The following is a 17753-nucleotide window of genomic DNA, read 5'->3' on the forward strand; positions in this document are numbered from 1 at the left end:
AGAAAAATGATTTGATCTACTCAGGACTTGATTTAACTCATTCAGAAGATGATTTGACCTACTCGAAGTAGCATTTAACCTACTGGAGAGTATAGAAAAATGATTTGATCAACTCAGCACTTGATTTAACTCATTCAGAAGATGATTTGACCTACTCGAAGCAGCATTTAACCTACTGGAGAGTATAGGGAAATGATTTGATCAACTCAGCACTTGATTTAACTCATTCAGAGGGTGTTTTAACCTACTCAAGGAAACATTTAACCTATTCGAACATATATAGAAGCAAGTTTTAACCAAATAAGTACTACATGTGAATAAAGATTGAATTAAATATTCTCTGGGGGAATAACTATGGATTTTGCAAAAATATTAAAAGAGTTTCCAATAATAGAAACGCAAAAAATTCGTTTAAGAAAATTAAGATTGGAAGATGCACCTGCGTTATTAAAATATTATTCCAATGAAAATGTATATCGAAATCTTGATTGGAATGGGCCAGAAACTTTAGAAAGAAGTTATGAAGTTATTAAACTATGGAACAAAGGCTATGATGCAGGTTGGATTATTCGTTTTGCAATTGCAGACAAAGTCACAGATGAAATTATTGGAACGATATTTTTAAGTGAATTTGAAGGGAAAAGGGCTGAAATTGGCTATGAACTATCAGAACAATATTGGCGTCGTGGAGTAATGTCCGAAGCAGTGCATGAGGTTTTATCAATAGGATTTAACTATTTAGGCTTAGTAAGAATCCAGGCAATTGTTAGTGATGAAAATATAGCTTCAAAGGTATTATTAAAAAAATTTAACTTCCAAGAAGAAGGTTATTTAAGAAAGTTTGAATGCCATAGTGTTACTGGAGAATGTAAAGATATGTGGTTTTATAGTTTGTTAAATTCAGAGTTTCAAAAATGAGAGATGATTTTTTATATAGTATAAATCTCATTCTATTTAGACTGAATTTATGACGAAAAGACTTGAAAAAAGAGTTAGGAGTTGTGATATTAATGTTAGAAAAAATTACTGATAGAATTTTCTATATGAAAAATAGTGATGAAACAGATAGGCCAGTGTTAGGTCTTGTGATAGGTGACGATTATTGTTTAATAGTTGATGCAGGAAATTCACCCAAACATGCAAACGAATTTAAAATAGAAATAGACAAAATGGGCTTGCCACCGATGAAATTTTTAGTTTTAACTCATCATCACTGGGATCATACTTTTGGTTTAAAAGAATGGAGTTTGATTTCAATTGCAAATAACAAAACAAGCAATTATTTGAATATGTATCGAGAGACTAAATATGATGATAAATCATTAGAAATAGCAAAAGCTAAGGGTGTTTTTAATGATTTTTCAATAAAATGTATAAAGTCAGAGATTACTGATAGAGTGAATTTTTTACCTGAAAATGTGAATCTATCTTTTGATGGTGAAATGAAAATTGATTTAGGTGGGGTTACATGTGAGATACGCCAAATTGTAAGTCCGCATACGGACGATTCAACAATTTTATATATTCCTGAAGAGAAGACTCTATTTTTAGGTGACTGTATTTATGGACGAACAATACAGGGAAGTAACCATTTCGATGCTAATTTACTATTTCCGATGATACAAATTATTGAAGAGTATGATGCTGAATACTATGTATGCTCACATGAGTCAGTTTGCAGTAGAGAAGAAATAGTATCTTATTGGGAGCAATTAAATATTAGTTATGCTATCGCTGATAATTGTTCAAGCTTAGAAGAGGGAGTAATAGCATACAAAAAGCAGTTTGATATTGAACCTTCAAATGATATGGTCTTTTTCATGAAAAGCTTCGGACTTAGATAAATCCATGTTTTCATTTACCTTTTTGCAAAACGTTTTTTTACTAACGTTTATATAGATAATATAATCATGTTTTAAAATTTTGAATCTCTCATAATATTTCTGTATTTGACTTTGAAGGGTTTTATTGGCAATAATTAACTGTGTATTTCTAACTAATGAAGTATTCAATAACTCATTGAAAAACTGCAATTACTAGAATAGAATATTTCCGATTTTAAAATATAGAAAGGTAGTGTATTCTCATTGATTTTACAAAATGAACTTGATCTTATAGAAGCGATAAAAAAGATACATAGATGATGGGGATTTTACAAACTATCGAACAGTTGAGTTTGCTAGACTGTTCGATAGTTTGTGCGGAGTAAAGCCTAGGATCTGCTACATGACTATGAAAAAAAACGACAATAGCAGATATTGATGTCATATACTTCAATGCTGAAGAGGTGGATGAACAAATAGAAAAGAGACTTGAGCAGCAATTACTGAATTGAACTACTTTATGGGAACTAATATTTTATTTACGATTCCCATATCATACCGGTTCGAGCATTAGTAAAGAGTTTTCATACTATATATAAAAATAAAAGTCAGATTAATAAAGCAGGTATAGGAGGTTCTAAAATGAATAAAGAAGCACAAATTTATTGGAACGAGTATTGGGGAGAACAGAATAAGCCAACATCAGTAAGTACTTGGAAGTTCGGTGATACGACAGATAGGCTAGCCGAACAAGTAGTTAGTGGAGAGAAAACAGCAACCTGTTCTGGTCATGCTTTCTATGAGTTGAAAAACATGCCGTTACCTATGATTAATGATTATGGGGTTATTTTGAATAGTGAAGAGCAACCTGTTGCAATTGTCAAAACAGTTGAAGTTTCAATAGTACCTATGAATGAGGTAACGGAAGAATTTGCAATTGCAGAAGGTGATGGTACATATGAGAAATGGAAAGATATACATGTGAAATTTTTCAGTTCAGAATTACAAAAATACGGTTTAACATTTACAGAGGATATTCTTCTTGTATGTGAGAGATTCAAACTTATTGATATTAAATAGGTTGTAATATGACATTTTAAAAAGGAGACCCAATGACAGCTATATTTACTTTGACTTCTGGAGCGGTAGTATTCAATAGTGAAAATAAAATTCTATTAAAAAAAGATCCTAACAGAGGATGGGAATTACCTGGGGGGCAAGTGGAACAGAATGAAATGATTAATGAGACTGTGATAAGAGAGGTTAAAGAAGAGACGGGTATAGATATCAAATTAATAAAGTTTTGTGGAATATCTCAAGAGATGGATAGTGGAATATGTAATTTTTGGTGGTTAGGAACTGCAATGAATTCTAAAATTCAGACAAGTTCAGAAAGTTTATCGGTTGGATTTTATGATGTTAAAGATGCTCTTTTACTAATGAAAAACGAAGATTTTAAAAAAGAGCTTATATATTGCTTGGAAAATGAGGGAGAGCCGTTCTTTTTATCTTTATAAAATAAAAATGGTTACTTTCAAAAAGGAGCACTTTTAAATGTCCACATTTACGTTAGAAAAAGCAACAATGAATGATGCAAAGACTTTAACTGGAATTATGAAGAAAACTTTTGATGAAGAAGCAAAAAAGTGGTTGTCAGAAGAGGAAGCCTATACAGATTATAATATTCAACCTCCAGGATATGCATCTATAGAAATGAACAAATATATGATTAAAGAGTTGAATTATTATAAGGTGATTTTAGATGAAATCATTGTTGGAGGTATCATTGTTACAGTATCGGGGAGATCTTTTGGGAGAATTGACCGTATATTCATAGACCCTATTTATCAAGGTAAAGGATTCGGTTCTAGAGCGATAAGTTTAGTGGAAAAAGAGTTTTGTGATGTAAGGAAATGGGAACTAGAAACGTCTAGCAGGCAAATCAATAATCATTACTTTTACGAAAAGATGGAGTATGAAAAAGACTTCGAAACGAAAGATGAATATTATTATACAAAGCAAATAGAAACATCTATCGATGAAGAAAATCTAGTTGAAAATAAAGAACTTTCAAGAATACAGTACGACAATTGTGATATGAATAAAGCCGAATATCATCAAGTAAATTTGAAAGGCAGTTCATTTAGTAATAGTAATTTGATGAATAGCTATATTAGCAATTGCAACCTCAGCCATTCTAAGTTTCAAAATATAAATTTTAGAAATTCACTTATTGCGGATTTAAATCTTGCAAATAGCGAAATCCTTTTGGCATCTTTAGGAGGAGTTCATTTTAAAGACACAGATCTTGGAAATGAAAATAATCCTATATTATTTGAGAGATGTGATTTGAAAGGTAGCCAATTAAGTCATTGCAATCTCAAAGATGTAGAAATACAGAATAGCGTTATTACAGGCATGAAAATAGATAACATCCCAGTCGAAAAACTGCTCGAAGCTTATTATCAAGTGAATACAAAGTAAGTACCAAATGGTATTAATGAATATAAAATGAACATTTTTTAACTAATTCACATACAATGCAAAATGTGTTTTTCATAGGTGTTCGAAGTGATTTGAATTTAATACCTATTTGTAAATACACACTTTTGTGTAAATAATTGAATTAACTCAAATCAATACTCAATTTTCAGAAGAAATGCTTTCAGTATATGATAAGCTTAATCTAACTAATGTAAAAGAATGGGGAAGTAAAAAATCACACCAAGTTCCATTGCATTAGACTTGTATTGAGACATTTGAATGTATATCTGAAAGGATTTGATCATGATGTTGTCACAAAAACTATTCGTAGCAACTTTAACTGCCATGTTCACTTTTTATATTCTTCCGGTTTTTTTTATTGAAGAAAATGCTAATAACTATTTCATCATTGGATTTGTTGTCAGTTCAGTAACAATTCCATTCATTTTCACATTTGGATTACTTTCCTCGAAACTTATTGGAAATTTTTGTCGTAAATTTCATCTAAATAAAATCATTAGTTTTTTGCTTCACATTGTTAGTGGAGTAATATGTTTAATGATTTTTGCAGTTTATAATTTTATAACAGGTGGTTCACCGGAAGGATACATTCAAACGGGATTAATGATTGCATTGTTATGTGTAACAGTTTTCTTTTGTATTGAGTTTATCATACAGAAAATATCAAAAAGAGCGCATTCACTATAATATACTTATATACATAAAATAGAAAAATATGATGTTACTAGCAAAGGCAGGGTTATTAAAAGGAAAAAAATACACAGTTGCATTGCTGGAAGAACATAGAGCGCAATGTGGATTATTTGATGATGCGAACTATGTAGCAGATCTAGTCGTTCAAGATGGCAATGTAATAACAGCTTGCGGTTCTGGTTTTATTCAGTGGGGAGCACTATTTGGTAGGGCGGTAAAAGTTGAATTTGAAGAGGCATGGTATAGAGATTAAATCATTATTTCTATAAAGTATCTTTACTTGAATTATTCAAATGCTAAGGGGGCTAATTAATGACAACAAAAATTCTTTTCGCTTCAAATAAATTAGGTGATATTACGAATGAGCAATTACAACAAATGCTTAATCAACACAATTTCGGTAAACTTATTTCCTCGAAAAAAACTGATAATGGTGCAATGGGTCAGACAATGTTTGTTCATTCTTCTAAAGGTGAGTTTGTTTTGAAAGGCAATCCACTATTTCCCGGGCAATTTGAAGAGGAACAATTTTTTGTGGATAATATATCGAAATGTATTGATGTACCTGTTCCCACACCGTATTTCATAGGTACAACTAATTCGTTATTTGGTTGGAGTTATGCTATGATGCCACGACTAAAAGGGAAGCATTTGAACGATATAGAAGTAGCTGATAATTTGATGAGTGAAGATAAAAAACAAATTGCAGAAAGTATGGCGAAAACTCTATTGCAAATGCATAGTTGGAGAGTAGATGTATGCGGAGAGTTTAATCCTAATACTAATAGCTTAAAAGAATTCGAAGAGGGTTATACAGGGTGGCTATATAATAGAATTAGTTATTGGATAGAAGATGCCAAAAAGTATTCCGAAATAACACTAGGTGATATGAAATGGGTTGAAAATGTTTTACAACAAGCTCTTGATGCTTTTAATCATTTTAATACACCAACATTTGTTATGGGTGATTTTAAGCCAGGTAATTTTTTGATTCTGCATGAAGGGCAAGATTGGAAAATAAGTGGAGTATTCGATTTTACCAATGCCTATTTTGGTGACCCCTTAGCTGATTTGATCAAAATGTTAACAATGTACATAGATCATGACGAATTAGATGTGGCGAAGCATTTTTTAAAGATATATATGATTAGTACTGATAAAAAAGAGCACATCATAAAACGTTTAAAAGTACATATGCTTATGCAAAGAACATTAGATTGGGGCTGCGCAAAGGCTATCGGTGCGGTTACTTGGGATGCGAATATGTCATTTTCTGTATGGGTAGAACGTTATTTGAAAACGATGGAGGAAATTGTTAGGGAGATTGCTTAATGAGAGTTAATACAATCAGGATATTACCAGTTTCTTTTCATTGTTAGGAAGAATGCTAAAAAAATTTGCGAAGAAACTTACTTGATCTCTAAAAAATACATTAGCACTAACAAAAAAATACATTCCGTTGCTTATATTGCAGGCAATTCAATAAGAATAAGTTATAATTTATTTTTTATAATACTGTTTTAGGAAGTGGTCAAAATTCTTTATGCAATTGCATTGTTCATACTTGCAGGTATAGCTGAAATTGGTGGAGGTTATTTGATTTGGTTATGGTTAAGAGAAGGTAAACCATATTATTGGGGAATAGGTGGAGGAATAGCCTTAGCCTTATATGGTATTATTGCTACATTTCAATCGTTTCCATCATTCGGTAGAGTTTATGCTGCCTACGGTGGAGTATTTATCGTTCTTTCTGTACTGTGGGGATGGGGAATTGATAAAAAAGCACCTGATTTGTACGATTGGGTAGGTGCAGGAATATGCTTAGTTGGTGTAGCGGTAATGTTATTAGCACCACGTCAATAATAAATAGTAAGTAACTGTACATAGCTATTCAAGTATTGGAGGCATTATTTTAATAAAAAGGAAAGGGTGTTACATATTAGTCAGATAAAATATGTAATGCCCTTTTATTTATCCTTTTTAAAATTAGGGTTGGATAATTTAAAGTCTAAATGTCTTTTTGTATAGCTTTTTTATCAAAACTTAATTCGAAACTTTTTGGCATCAGCAACTTTTACTTCATTTTCATCAAACACATCACTTGTTGTAATTTCAATCCATTCTAAGTTTGTTTTTGCATCAACTATGAAGCCCAAATTGCCTTTCTTAGATGCACTGCCTTCAATTTCTTCATTTAAGTTTTCTAAGTAAATGTCTTGATCCCAAGTAATTTTCTGACCAGTATTTGTTTCAATCATAGCGATTGGTGCGAAGCTTACTTTATCGTTTGAATTGTTATTTATCTCTACAAAAAGCTTCACAAATTCAAATTCCTCTTCATGGGTAAGGGCGTGGAAATAGTCGGTAAGACTATAATCAGGGAATAGATGAATTAGCTTTGTGTCTTTCACTGTTAATTTGATATCTCCGACAGTGATTGTTTGTTCTTCTAAGTTGATTTTCTGTAATGTTGCTTCACCTTTTGCATCTTTGATGGATTGTCCGATAGTGAGTAATTTACGGTCATCAGGTACTTGTGGATTTGCTCCATACCCATCGAGGTAATTGCTTTCTATTTCTTGAGCCAAAGCAGGGGAGCTAGTACTGAAATCTTTGTCAGAGCAGCCAAATAATAAGGATGATAAAAGTAAAAAGCCGAGTGATTTTTTCATTTTCAAACCTCCACTTATATAGAAGAAAGGGCTAACGGTAGGAGTGTCAGCCCTTTCTCAAAATTATGTTATTTATCTTTGATGACTGTTTTGTTTTTCTTTTTATCTTGCTCTAAAATGTTGAAGATAATTTTAGCGTTGTCTGTATTGTCAATTTGTCCTGCAAATTTGCTTGATGATGGACCGTATGCGTAAACAGGAACATCTTCACCAGTATGACCACCAGTTGTCCAGCCAGTGTTTGAACGCGTATCGAAGATTTTCTCGATGGCATTGTCGATATCAATTTCTTTTTTAGCTGTTGCATCTTTTACCGATTGAATTTCTTCAGCTGTCAAATCAAGCTTAATATATTGTTTTAAAGTTTGTTCAACATCGGCACCATTGGCAATTTGGTTTGCCATGAAATCTGGTGTGCGTTTAGCAGCTTTGATTGGAGTGGCAAACCAGTTGTAATCGCCATTTGCACCAATTGTGAAACCACCAGTTGAGTGGTCAGCTGTTGCAACGACTAATGTATGCTTGTCTTTTTTAGCAAAGTCTATCGCGGCTTTAAATGCTTTTTCGAAATCTTCCATTTCACTCATTGCTCCAACGATGTCGTTATCATGACCTGCCCAATCGATTTGGCTACCCTCAACCATTAAGAAAAACCCATTTTTGTTTTGTTTTAAGCTAGAGATGGCAGAGTTCGTCATATCTGCTAGGGAAGGTGTCTCAGCTTTGCGGTCAATCATTTTATCCATTCCACCAGTTGCGAATAAGCCAAGAACCTGTTTATTTTTATTCTTTTGTAAATCTTTTTTCGTTGTCACATAGTTAAAGCCATCTTTTTTAAATTCTTTCACAAGGTCACGGTCCTCGCGGATAAATAGTGATGATCCGCCACCTAGCAGAACATCGACTTTGTGCTTGCCGTTAATGAGTTCATCGTAATAGTCATCTGCAATGCCGTTCATGTTTTTTCGACTTGGATCATGAGCTCCGAATGCTGCTGGTGTTGCATGAGTAATTTCTGAAGTTGCTACAAGTCCAGTTGCTTTGCCCATTTCTTTTGCAGATTCTAAGACCGTCTTCACTTCTGATTCATCATTATCTACTGCAATAGCATTGTTGTATGTTTTAATACCTGCTGACATTGCAGTTGCAGCAGATGCAGAGTCCGTTACGTTTTCTTTTGTGTCTTCTGGATAAGTCATTTGTTGCCCAACAAGATATTTATCAAATACTGTAGGGCTGACAAATTTTGAGTTCGGGCTGTTTTTTAAGTAGCGATAGGCTGAAGTGTAAGAAACACCCATGCCATCTCCAATAAGGAAGATAATATTTTTAATTTCGGGTTCTTTTGGTGCTGCGGATTTTGCTTGCGCCTCAGAAAAAGGTACTCCTAGGCTACTAATCGCCAGAGTAGATACAGCAGCAAACGCAAGTAATTTCTTTTTGAAATTCTTGTTCATCAATATAATTCCTCCTAAATATGGTATATCTAAAATATACAGGAACAGTTTTATGGAAGTGTTATCGCCATGTAATAGATATGTAAATTATTTGTAATGAAGAGATTAACTATCATCGCAAAACTGTTAAATTATTTTTTTATAGTATGTTCAAAATCGGGTAATTTATTTTTATAAATACAATTGTAATATTCAGTGCAACATCTATTAGGTAAAAAGAATATCTGAAGGTTTTTTTACTCTTGAAAAGAGTTGATTTTTTTAAAATCTAATTGAAAAATTTTCAGCGTTTTTATTCTGAGAATCAACGCATAATAAAGAATTTAATTGTTAGTTCTGTAGTTGGTGTGGCAATAGCTGGCGGATTACATTATACTTTGGCTGTGAATCACAAGCTCCTCACTGTGGAATGTAGTTTCACTTCTAATTGGTTCTATTGTAACAGCGTTAATGGTGGGATTCTGGAAAAAAACAATTGAAGAAAAAATGTAAATTATAATAGGGCGGTCTTATTTTGTGAAACGCTCAAATTAAAAAAAATTAAATAACTAGTAATTCCAAATTAGAGTTATGTTGTATAATTAAGGGAGTTGATGGTGTGGTCCGAGGGAGAATATTTGATGCAATTTAGAATTGGAGGTTGATGACAATGGAAGTGTTGATAAATACTGAAAGACTATTAATTAGGAATTTTAAGGAGGAAGATTGGTTAAGTTTATATGCGTATACATCTAACCCAAATGTAATGGAGTATATGCCGTCAGGTGTGTTAAATGAAGATGAAGCAAAGCAGTTAGTAAATAATAATTTACACGATAAAGCTGAGAAATTTGCAATTTTGTTAAAAGACGAAAATGTTCTGATAGGTCATATTGAATTTTTTAAATACTTTGGTGAACATACTTATGAAATAGGTTGGGTGTTTAATCCGGACTATTGTAATAAGGGTTTTGCTACTGAAGCGGCCAAAGCATTTGTAGACTATGGATTTATAGATTTAAAGTTACATAGAATAATTGCCACTTGTCAGCCCGAGAATATTCCATCTTATCGAGTTATGGAGAAAATAGGTATGAGAAGAGAAGGGTACTTCAAAAAATGTATACCTCATGGAGATACATGGTGGGATGAATATTACTATGCTGTGTTAAGAGAAGAATATTTGAAATAAAAAATAGTAGATAGTTTAAATGTAAATTACTTTTCAAATTTAATGTACTAATGGAGGCAGATTAAAATGGACTGTTTAGGATGTAGTTTAGCTAATAAAAATGATCAAGTTCATGTTGTTTTCGAGGATGATTACGTATGTTGTTTCTTAGACCATGACCCATACAACGAAGGCCACGTTTTAATATTGCCTAAACAGCATATATATGATGTTGAAGAACTTGATGAAAATATCGCTAATGCAATAATGAGGGCATCTATGCTTCTATCTAAAGCAATAAAAAGACTGTTTAACCCTGATGGTATTACCATTTGCCAAAACGGTGGCATTTTCAATGAATTAACTCATTATCATATGCACGTTGTACCTAGATACAAAGATCAGTCATTCGCCACTTTCTATTCAGGTGAGGATAATTATATAGAAGAAGATATTAATTTAATGGAGACAAAAAGAAAACTAATCGATGCCGTTAATGAAATAATTAACTAAACAGTAGTGAATGTAAAAGGAACTTCCGGTCACGTGGAGTTCCTTTATTTTTTTATAAAAACATTTTACAAAGCTTGATGAAAGAGTAAATGACTCATTTGGCACAAAAAAGCTACTCAAGCATAGACTAGTGTACGGTGTAGAAAGCGTGTATGAATTCCCAACGTTACATACTAAAAATCGGATTAGCAGCATTTTTTCACAATTCTAATATCAATTAAGTAATTAAAGTAATATTGGTCATTTGTGAAAGGAATAGTTCTGCATTAGCCGTTTTTTACACTGTTATATATAAGGTAAAAGAAAGAGGCAAAATACATTTTCAAAGAAGATGTTTGCTCAATTTTTGTGAAGGCGCCGTAATATAATAATAAATTTTCTGGAAAGGATGAAAAGATGAATTTCATAAAGCAAATTGTGAGTTCGGCGTTTATAGGATTCGTCTTATTTTATTTAGCGTATGTTATAGATATGGGCAGCTTTAAAATGGAAAGTGAATTTGTCATGGTAGCTGCTATTATAAGTATTGTATTTTTAATCTTATTTATATTAGATGGAATAGTGTTCACCGATGAGACTAGTAGAATCATTCCGTATCAAACTGTATTTGGAAGCGTTTTATTTTTCCCGATTTATATGAACATCATGGATAATTTAGTGGAGTATGATGCAAATTATGCTGTTCGTTTTATTATCAGTATGAGTGCTGTATTTTTCATCAGCATTGTAGTTGTCTCGTTGTCAATTCGGCATCACTATAATAAGAAGAAATTTATTGGTTAGAGAAAATACAGTAGTTATGAAAAGTTTAATGTCATAAAAAAGAACTACCACTTCAAACTTGAAGAAGCAGTTCTTTTTTTGTTTGTTTATTACCTATCATTAATTTTAGTTATAAAAAAGTTCATAGTTGTTGAGCTTTTCTATATCAATCAGTAATATCTAGAAATCTTACGAATATTAATGGAAAGAGGTAGTAGACAAGTTTAAGGAATTTGAAACTTAATCTAGAAGGAGATGAACAGGATGAAATATATACTAGGCTTAATTTTGATCGTTTTTCCAGGTATCTATGGATACTTAGCTCATCAATCAATGATTCCATTTTATCCTCTGATCGCGCAAATTGTTTTTTTCGTATATTGGTTATGGGTTGGTTACATAATCGGGCGATTTAGTAAAAGCTCTATGAAAGGTTTGATTTTGGGGAATAGTGTATGGCTGATTTCGTTAGTATTATTCATCTGGCAATTTGTCCTAACAGACGAAGTAGGCAGATTTGGAAACGTCGCTGCCATCCCACAGTACTATATTCTTCCGTTTGTTTGGTTAGCAAGCAAATTAGCAGGACTATTAACTATGATAGATGGTTCAACAATTATCATTCTTACTTTTATTTGTATGTTAATTGTATTTGTCTCAGGATTTAGACTTGGGAAAAAATGATGTTCGTTTACTTATTGGTTTTACACATTTAATTGACTCCTAATAATTTACTTTCTAATTAGAATATTAATTATGAACTACTGAATATGTAGTACTACATTTATTCGTACAGAACAACTTTCACATGGATTAGACTATCAAAAGGAGAGTCAAATGAATAAAATCAAGGGGCTATTCAAACATAAAACAACTTGGTTCTTTGTTATCCTTATTGTATTTATATATGTAAACAATAGTTCATTGTTTGCTAAACGGGGAGAGGGAGCACCACTACTTCTTGCGCATAGAGAACTTGCGCAAACTTTTTCGATGGAAGCCATAGAAAATGATACTTGTACAGCAGAGCGTATTAAAGAACCAGAATATCCTTTTTGGGAAAATACAATTCCCTCAATAGAAGCTGCAATTAAAGCTGGAGCAGATTTAGTGGAGTTTGATGTGCAACCTACGAAAGATCATAATTTTGTGATCTTCCATGATTGGACACTTGATTGTCGGACAAATGGACAAGGTGTGACAAGAGATTATACAACTAGTGAACTACAGGCATTAGACATCGGATACGGTTATACGGCAGATGATGGAAAAACATTTCCTTTCCGAGGAAAAGGAATAGATCTAATGCCAACACTTGATGAAGTATTGAATAACTTTCCAAAGACTTCTTTCCTGATTCACATCAAAAGTGATGATGAAAATGAAGGAATACGATTGGCAAATTATCTAGAAAAACTGCCAGAGAGTCGCCTCGAACAATTAACTGTGTATGGCGGCGATCAACCAATTGCTGTGCTAAGAGACCGTTTATCAAATTTACGAACAATGTCAAAAGCTACATTAAAAAAGGACCTTTTAATGTATATGGCTATAGGGTGGACAGGTTATTTACCTGCAAGCCTTAAGCACGGTCAATTACATATTCCAGAAAAAGTGGCACCGTGGCTTTGGGGCTGGCCAAATCGTTTTCTAAACCGAATGGATAATGGAGATACACGAGTCATTTTTGTTGGAGGCAATGGATCAGGCTTTTCAAGTGGCTTTGATACGCCAGCAGATATCAAACGTCTACCTGAAGATTATTCAGGAGGTATTTGGACAAATCGGATTGATAAGATTGCACCTATATATAATAAGTAGAGCCTAGTAAGTAAAAAAAAAGCTGGTTTCCATAGACGATGGGACACAGGTTTGTTTTTTAGTTTAAAATTACTATTTTTGAACACCATTCCATTAGCGAATGGTGTTTTTTTGTCAGTGATTTTTTAAATTTAGAAGGAAAAGAATAGAAATTAATAGAATAGAGTTAGAGAGTAGAAAAAATGTGTTGAGAATGCATAGTTTTTTCTTAATTATAAAAGATAAATATCAGTTTGGATTGTATAGGACAGAGGTGAGCGAATTGAAAGTAACGGAAGAAATGAAGCAAGGAATACAAGCAGTATTAATTCATGATCCATTATTTACGATCGTACGTGATACACCTATGGAAGAGGTATTATACAGCGATTCTTATTTAGCAGAAATAATTGAAAAGAAGTTCTATTCAATTGCGGAAGTCGCTGGGTGGTTTGGCATTTCAGATGCAAAGCTACGATACTATATCAAACCATTTAAGGAATATATTTTTCTCGACCAAGAAGTGACCCCCTCAGTGCAAGCTGTAATACGTTTATCTTTCTTAGCTATATTAAAGCTGAGAATGATTATGTTGTTAAAAGATGAGTATCGGGTGAAAGGATTAAAAGAACTTTTAGGCATTGATGATGGAGGCCGTGTAAATCCACGCCCTTATTTTGCAGAAGAAACAGCAGTCACAGTTCCAGACCATTTAGGTGAGAAAGTAGATATTCTTAGTAACGTACTAAATCAAATGCTTCAAACGGGCTTATTTGAATTCAACAAGAAGGATGATTCAGAAACTCAAATAGTAGTGAATGAAGATTTCTTCAAGCAAAGATTAGTTGCTCTTCCTAATGAATCGAATGAACAGATAGAAGAGATAAAAGTTCAAACAGAGAAGTTAATAAAGGACAATGAGATTTTAAAAGATCAACTTCAAGACATTACTTCTCAGAAAGTGAAGGATATTGCTGTGAAGTTAAGAGAACGCCATATTGAGAACGTAGTCGTTTCAGAATTACGCGCTGAAGCATTAGGTCAGTTTGAAAGTCAAAATAAAATTGGGCTATTCAAAAAACTCTTCTATTCTTCAGCAATTGAAAAAGAGAAAGAACATTTTGTCTCTAATTATTTGAAAGTACATTTGTATGAAAGATTAGAATTGGAGCTAGCCGATTATTACCAGGCCAATCAGCTTCAAAAATAGTAGAAAGCGTTGGTGGGAGATGAAGTTGAAAAATAAAATCAGTAGACATAAGAAATGGGCACAATGAAATGTATCAAACTTCATAGCCAATACAAAAGGTTTGGAATCTGTATTATACAGGATTCAATCCTTTTGTTTGCGACCGAATATAAATGGAGTGATAAGTTTATTAAAATGCCAATAAAGTGATATATAGTAGGTAATCTATTCATTAAGTACCGAAGGAAAGGATTAAATAGAATGCTAATACTAAGTGATACAGATTATAATAAAGCGATAAATGTAATAGAAAGAAACTTTAAAACTGTTCCGACTTTTGTCTATTCCATAATAAATAATTATATTAATGGAATTATTTATGTAGACTCAAAAAATGTTGAGACAGTGCTCATTGGAACAGAATCCGGTATTTATTTCATTGCTGGAGAAGAAGAAAATCATAAGTTTAATGATTTTCTTTTTGACTTGTATTGTAAGAGAAAAAGTAAGGGACTACGATTTACTTTATTTTCTGCATCCGAAAACTGGGATTGCGTCATTAACGCACTATTTGATGACAACTTGAAGCAGGGAGGGAGGTATTCTTTTACGTATGACCCTCAGAAACAATTTCAAGATGAGAGTCCACTTGTCAGTGAATATTCTATAAGTAGAATAAATGAAGAGTTAATTACTAGTAGCTCTGAATATAATGAGGATTACTATAAAGATTATTGGGGATCTGTATCAAACTTTATTGAGAAGGGTTTCGGTTATTGTATTTTACATAAAGGGAAAGTGGTCAGTGAATGTACTTCGATTTTTTCATCACATCAATTCTCAGAAGTGGATATTGAAACACATGCAGATTATAGGGGAAAAGGATTAGCCTCTATTAATGCAAAAGCATTTATAAATCACTGTTTAGAAAATAATATTATGCCTCGCTGGGATTGTGAAATATTAAATAATGCATCTATAAAATTAGCTGAAAAATTAGGGTTCGGAAAACCTATTAAATATTCAATATTTATTAAAAATAGCTAAATGTATATCAGAAAACATTAATTTAATAGGGGGAAATTGGCATAAACAGATACCAAAATTCATAGCCAATATTAAATGTTTGGATCTTGTATTGCACAGGATTCAATCCTTTTGTTTGTGACTGTATCTATTTTTATAGGTTTTTTCAAAAGAATCTTTCTTCTTAAAGTTTTAAAAAAATGTAAACACATGACAGCATAACGATAATCACATTGATATCTTGTTCATTAATGCGTTCCCAAGTAATGTAACACTAATGATAACTACTCGATCGGTTCTTTGACGATCACTCCATTTCTTCCCGTTTTAAGTGTTATTTTGTACATCTAACTAAAAAAACATCTACCTTCACATGAAAGATTACCTGGGTTTCTTCATTATTTTTATTCAGTAGGGGATCACAAAAAAATCGCATTTCTGCCGATACTACAGCATCAGCTAAATCACGAAGTCTTGGTGCAAAATGGAATCCTAATATATGACTTAAACCAAAACTTGATCGGTATAAAGCTGGGTATCAGTGTAATGCTCCCCAATATTCAATTCTGTTTCATGATGAAGCGATCTATCGATGACACTATGTAGCAAAATCAGCCAGACTATAAACTTTTCCCCTTATTCCAACACCTTATAACATCATAAAAACGATTTACGTAAATAATGGACATAATTTCATGCAACAAATATATACTATATTTTAAATAGCCAATTCGTATTAGCGTTTCCGTATTGAATATATTTAAGAGATAAACTAAAAGGGGACAATATAAATTGACTAAAAAGAAAATAATTAATTTATTGATTGGATTTTTTCTCTGTCTTAGTGGTTGGCATTCCGTTAAATCATCTCAACAAAGGAGTATAGAAAAAGACTATTATAACTTAGGTTACAAATCTGTTTCAGATGCAAAACAGGAAGCCGAATCTTATTATAAAACAAACTTAGATTTACCAATAAAATTACCACCATTAGATTTTACCCACTCTTTCGGAAGATTTGACCAAGGAAATGAGAATCTTGAGATCGAATATTTAAATGAGGAAAAACATTTTAATTACATCATAAATGTCTTTCCTGCTAGAATAGGGGATAATTTACTTACGCGTACAAATTATTCTAAATTAATATCTCTAAAAGACGGAACACAAGCTTTTTATTCAACAACAGGAATAGATAAAAAAATTTCCAGTATTCTTATGTTTAAAAAAAATAATTGGACTTATATGTTAAGCATTGAGGAACGTCTATTAGACAACCCTGTTACAACATTGGTAGAAATTGCAGAATCGTTATGAATTTTATGCAATATAAATAAAAATTCCCCAATAAGCTATGCTCTCGATATTTCATGTTTTTTCATCTAATGATCATTGATGGAAGTTCATACCATCTTTTTGAATTTTAAGTATAATAAATAGTAGGGTGATTCTGTTATTTTTTCATTAAAATAAAGGCATTTTATTAGTAAAAGGGGGAGAATGATGGATAAGATTTTACAAGATATTATTAATTGGGCCAGAATGACTGATGAACAGATTGTTATTGGCATTTCAGGACATGGTGCTGCTGGAAAAACAACATTTGCCAATAGATTTGTAGAACTACTAGATCAAGGCGAAGTGAATTATATTAATACAGATCCTTATATTGTTAGTTCTAACATAAGAAAGCATGCGATTATCGACTATACATATCAAAACGAGAGTCATCGTTTTAAAATGACAGCTTGCCATCCATCAGCACATCATTTGTCTTCATTAGAAAGAGATGTTCAGATGATTAGAGATGGATTAGATTTATATACGATAGATTCACATTATTTGAAAAGTAAATTAATCTCTTCTAAAAACAAAGTAACGATTGTAGAAGGAATGAGTGTCGCATTCATTAATCCGGATTTATTTGATTTAACAATTTACTTCTATACAGATGGTGAAACGGAATTAATGAGAAGATCGAGCCGTGATATTGCTGAAAGGGGAACTGATATCAATTATTTAAGGCAGTCTCATGAGGAACGTCGAATTCAGTACGAAGTGTTTATGCATCCGTACAGTAATCATTTTGATATTATTATCAAAACTTCTGATGAAACATTATGTATAGAGAAAAATACATTCGAATTTACATTAAAATGAAGG

The 17753-nt window shown here is 32.4% G+C and carries 20 protein-coding genes and 1 pseudogene; 18 read left to right on the plus strand and 3 right to left on the minus strand.

Annotation, left to right across the window (positions count from 1 at the left end; translation table 11 throughout):
• Window positions 1-354 precede the first annotated feature (354 nt).
• From ACQKM9_RS09270 to ACQKM9_RS09310, 9 genes are all read left to right on the plus strand, one after another.
• On the plus strand, window positions 355-918 hold the full coding sequence (locus tag ACQKM9_RS09270) for a GNAT family N-acetyltransferase (protein ID WP_427734098.1): 564 nt from the start codon (window positions 355-357) through the stop codon (window positions 916-918).
• Window positions 919-1010: 92 nt separating this feature from the next.
• Window positions 1011-1844 carry an MBL fold metallo-hydrolase gene (locus tag ACQKM9_RS09275; RefSeq protein ID WP_427734099.1) on the plus strand — a complete coding sequence of 278 codons (834 nt, stop codon included), beginning with the start codon at window positions 1011-1013 and terminating at the stop codon, window positions 1842-1844.
• 621 nt (window positions 1845-2465) lie between these two features.
• A complete protein-coding gene (locus ACQKM9_RS09280; RefSeq protein WP_427734100.1) occupies window positions 2466-2903 on the plus strand; it encodes an ASCH domain-containing protein in 438 nt (145 codons plus the stop codon).
• A 32-nt stretch (window positions 2904-2935) separates the two neighbouring features.
• The gene (locus ACQKM9_RS09285; RefSeq protein ID WP_427734101.1) at window positions 2936-3340 is read left to right on the plus strand and encodes an NUDIX hydrolase; all 405 of its coding nucleotides are present in this window, start codon (window positions 2936-2938) and stop codon (window positions 3338-3340) included.
• A 37-nt stretch (window positions 3341-3377) separates the two neighbouring features.
• Window positions 3378-4307, plus strand: coding sequence for a GNAT family N-acetyltransferase (locus ACQKM9_RS09290; protein ID WP_427734102.1), 930 nt, complete (start codon window positions 3378-3380; stop codon window positions 4305-4307).
• Between the two features lie 306 nt (window positions 4308-4613).
• Window positions 4614-5015, plus strand: coding sequence for a hypothetical protein (locus ACQKM9_RS09295; RefSeq protein ID WP_427734103.1), 402 nt, complete (start codon window positions 4614-4616; stop codon window positions 5013-5015).
• Window positions 5016-5046: 31 nt separating this feature from the next.
• The gene (locus ACQKM9_RS09300; RefSeq protein WP_427734104.1) at window positions 5047-5274 is read left to right on the plus strand and encodes a hypothetical protein; all 228 of its coding nucleotides are present in this window, start codon (window positions 5047-5049) and stop codon (window positions 5272-5274) included.
• Between the two features lie 59 nt (window positions 5275-5333).
• Entirely contained in the window at window positions 5334-6353 is a 1020-nt protein-coding gene (locus ACQKM9_RS09305; protein ID WP_427734105.1) for a phosphotransferase family protein, read from the plus strand.
• A gap of 204 nt (window positions 6354-6557) precedes the next feature.
• Window positions 6558-6884 (plus strand): YnfA family protein, encoded by a 327-nt coding sequence (locus ACQKM9_RS09310; protein WP_427734139.1) that lies wholly within the window; start codon window positions 6558-6560, stop codon window positions 6882-6884.
• Window positions 6885-7057: 173 nt separating this feature from the next.
• Here ACQKM9_RS09310 and ACQKM9_RS09315 read toward each other — a convergent pair whose 3' ends face one another.
• Both ACQKM9_RS09315 and ACQKM9_RS09320 read right to left on the minus strand, forming a co-directional pair.
• Window positions 7058-7693 (minus strand): DUF4352 domain-containing protein, encoded by a 636-nt coding sequence (locus tag ACQKM9_RS09315; RefSeq protein ID WP_427734106.1) that lies wholly within the window; start codon window positions 7691-7693, stop codon window positions 7058-7060.
• 68 nt (window positions 7694-7761) lie between these two features.
• Window positions 7762-9150 carry an alkaline phosphatase gene (locus ACQKM9_RS09320; RefSeq protein WP_427734140.1) on the minus strand — a complete coding sequence of 463 codons (1389 nt, stop codon included), beginning with the start codon at window positions 9148-9150 and terminating at the stop codon, window positions 7762-7764.
• Between the two features lie 655 nt (window positions 9151-9805).
• Here ACQKM9_RS09320 and ACQKM9_RS09325 point away from each other — a divergent pair.
• The 7 genes from ACQKM9_RS09325 to ACQKM9_RS09355 all read left to right on the plus strand — a co-directional run bounded on the left by ACQKM9_RS09325 (window position 9806) and on the right by ACQKM9_RS09355 (window position 15611).
• Complete coding sequence (locus ACQKM9_RS09325; protein WP_427734141.1) at window positions 9806-10321, plus strand: GNAT family N-acetyltransferase; 516 nt, start codon at window positions 9806-9808, stop codon at window positions 10319-10321.
• Between the two features lie 66 nt (window positions 10322-10387).
• Window positions 10388-10813, plus strand: a complete 426-nt coding sequence (locus ACQKM9_RS09330) for an HIT family protein (RefSeq protein ID WP_427734107.1) — start codon at window positions 10388-10390, stop codon at window positions 10811-10813.
• A gap of 396 nt (window positions 10814-11209) precedes the next feature.
• Window positions 11210-11596: a hypothetical protein gene (locus ACQKM9_RS09335; protein WP_427734108.1), complete on the plus strand. Its 387-nt coding sequence runs from the start codon at window positions 11210-11212 to the stop codon at window positions 11594-11596.
• 243 nt (window positions 11597-11839) lie between these two features.
• Window positions 11840-12259, plus strand: a complete 420-nt coding sequence (locus ACQKM9_RS09340; protein ID WP_427734109.1) for a hypothetical protein — start codon at window positions 11840-11842, stop codon at window positions 12257-12259.
• Window positions 12260-12412: 153 nt separating this feature from the next.
• A complete protein-coding gene (locus ACQKM9_RS09345) occupies window positions 12413-13396 on the plus strand; it encodes a glycerophosphodiester phosphodiesterase family protein (RefSeq protein WP_427734110.1) in 984 nt (327 codons plus the stop codon).
• 253 nt (window positions 13397-13649) lie between these two features.
• Entirely contained in the window at window positions 13650-14585 is a 936-nt protein-coding gene (locus ACQKM9_RS09350; RefSeq protein WP_427734111.1) for a hypothetical protein, read from the plus strand.
• A gap of 240 nt (window positions 14586-14825) precedes the next feature.
• Window positions 14826-15611 (plus strand): GNAT family N-acetyltransferase, encoded by a 786-nt coding sequence (locus ACQKM9_RS09355; RefSeq protein ID WP_427734112.1) that lies wholly within the window; start codon window positions 14826-14828, stop codon window positions 15609-15611.
• A gap of 430 nt (window positions 15612-16041) precedes the next feature.
• Here the strand turns inward: ACQKM9_RS09355 and ACQKM9_RS09360 are convergent.
• A pseudogene (locus ACQKM9_RS09360) lies at window positions 16042-16187 on the minus strand (Tn3 family transposase); the annotation flags it as partial.
• Window positions 16188-16382: 195 nt separating this feature from the next.
• On the opposite strand from ACQKM9_RS09360, the gene ACQKM9_RS09365 reads away from it, so the two are divergent.
• Window positions 16383-16907 carry a hypothetical protein gene (locus ACQKM9_RS09365; RefSeq protein ID WP_427734113.1) on the plus strand — a complete coding sequence of 175 codons (525 nt, stop codon included), beginning with the start codon at window positions 16383-16385 and terminating at the stop codon, window positions 16905-16907.
• Between the two features lie 186 nt (window positions 16908-17093).
• Window positions 17094-17750 (plus strand): uridine kinase family protein, encoded by a 657-nt coding sequence (locus tag ACQKM9_RS09370; protein WP_427734114.1) that lies wholly within the window; start codon window positions 17094-17096, stop codon window positions 17748-17750.
• The last annotated feature ends 3 nt before the right edge of the window (window positions 17751-17753 follow it).

This window comes from Viridibacillus sp. NPDC093762 (assembly GCF_050279675.1).
GTDB lineage: Bacteria > Bacillota > Bacilli > Bacillales_A > Planococcaceae > Viridibacillus.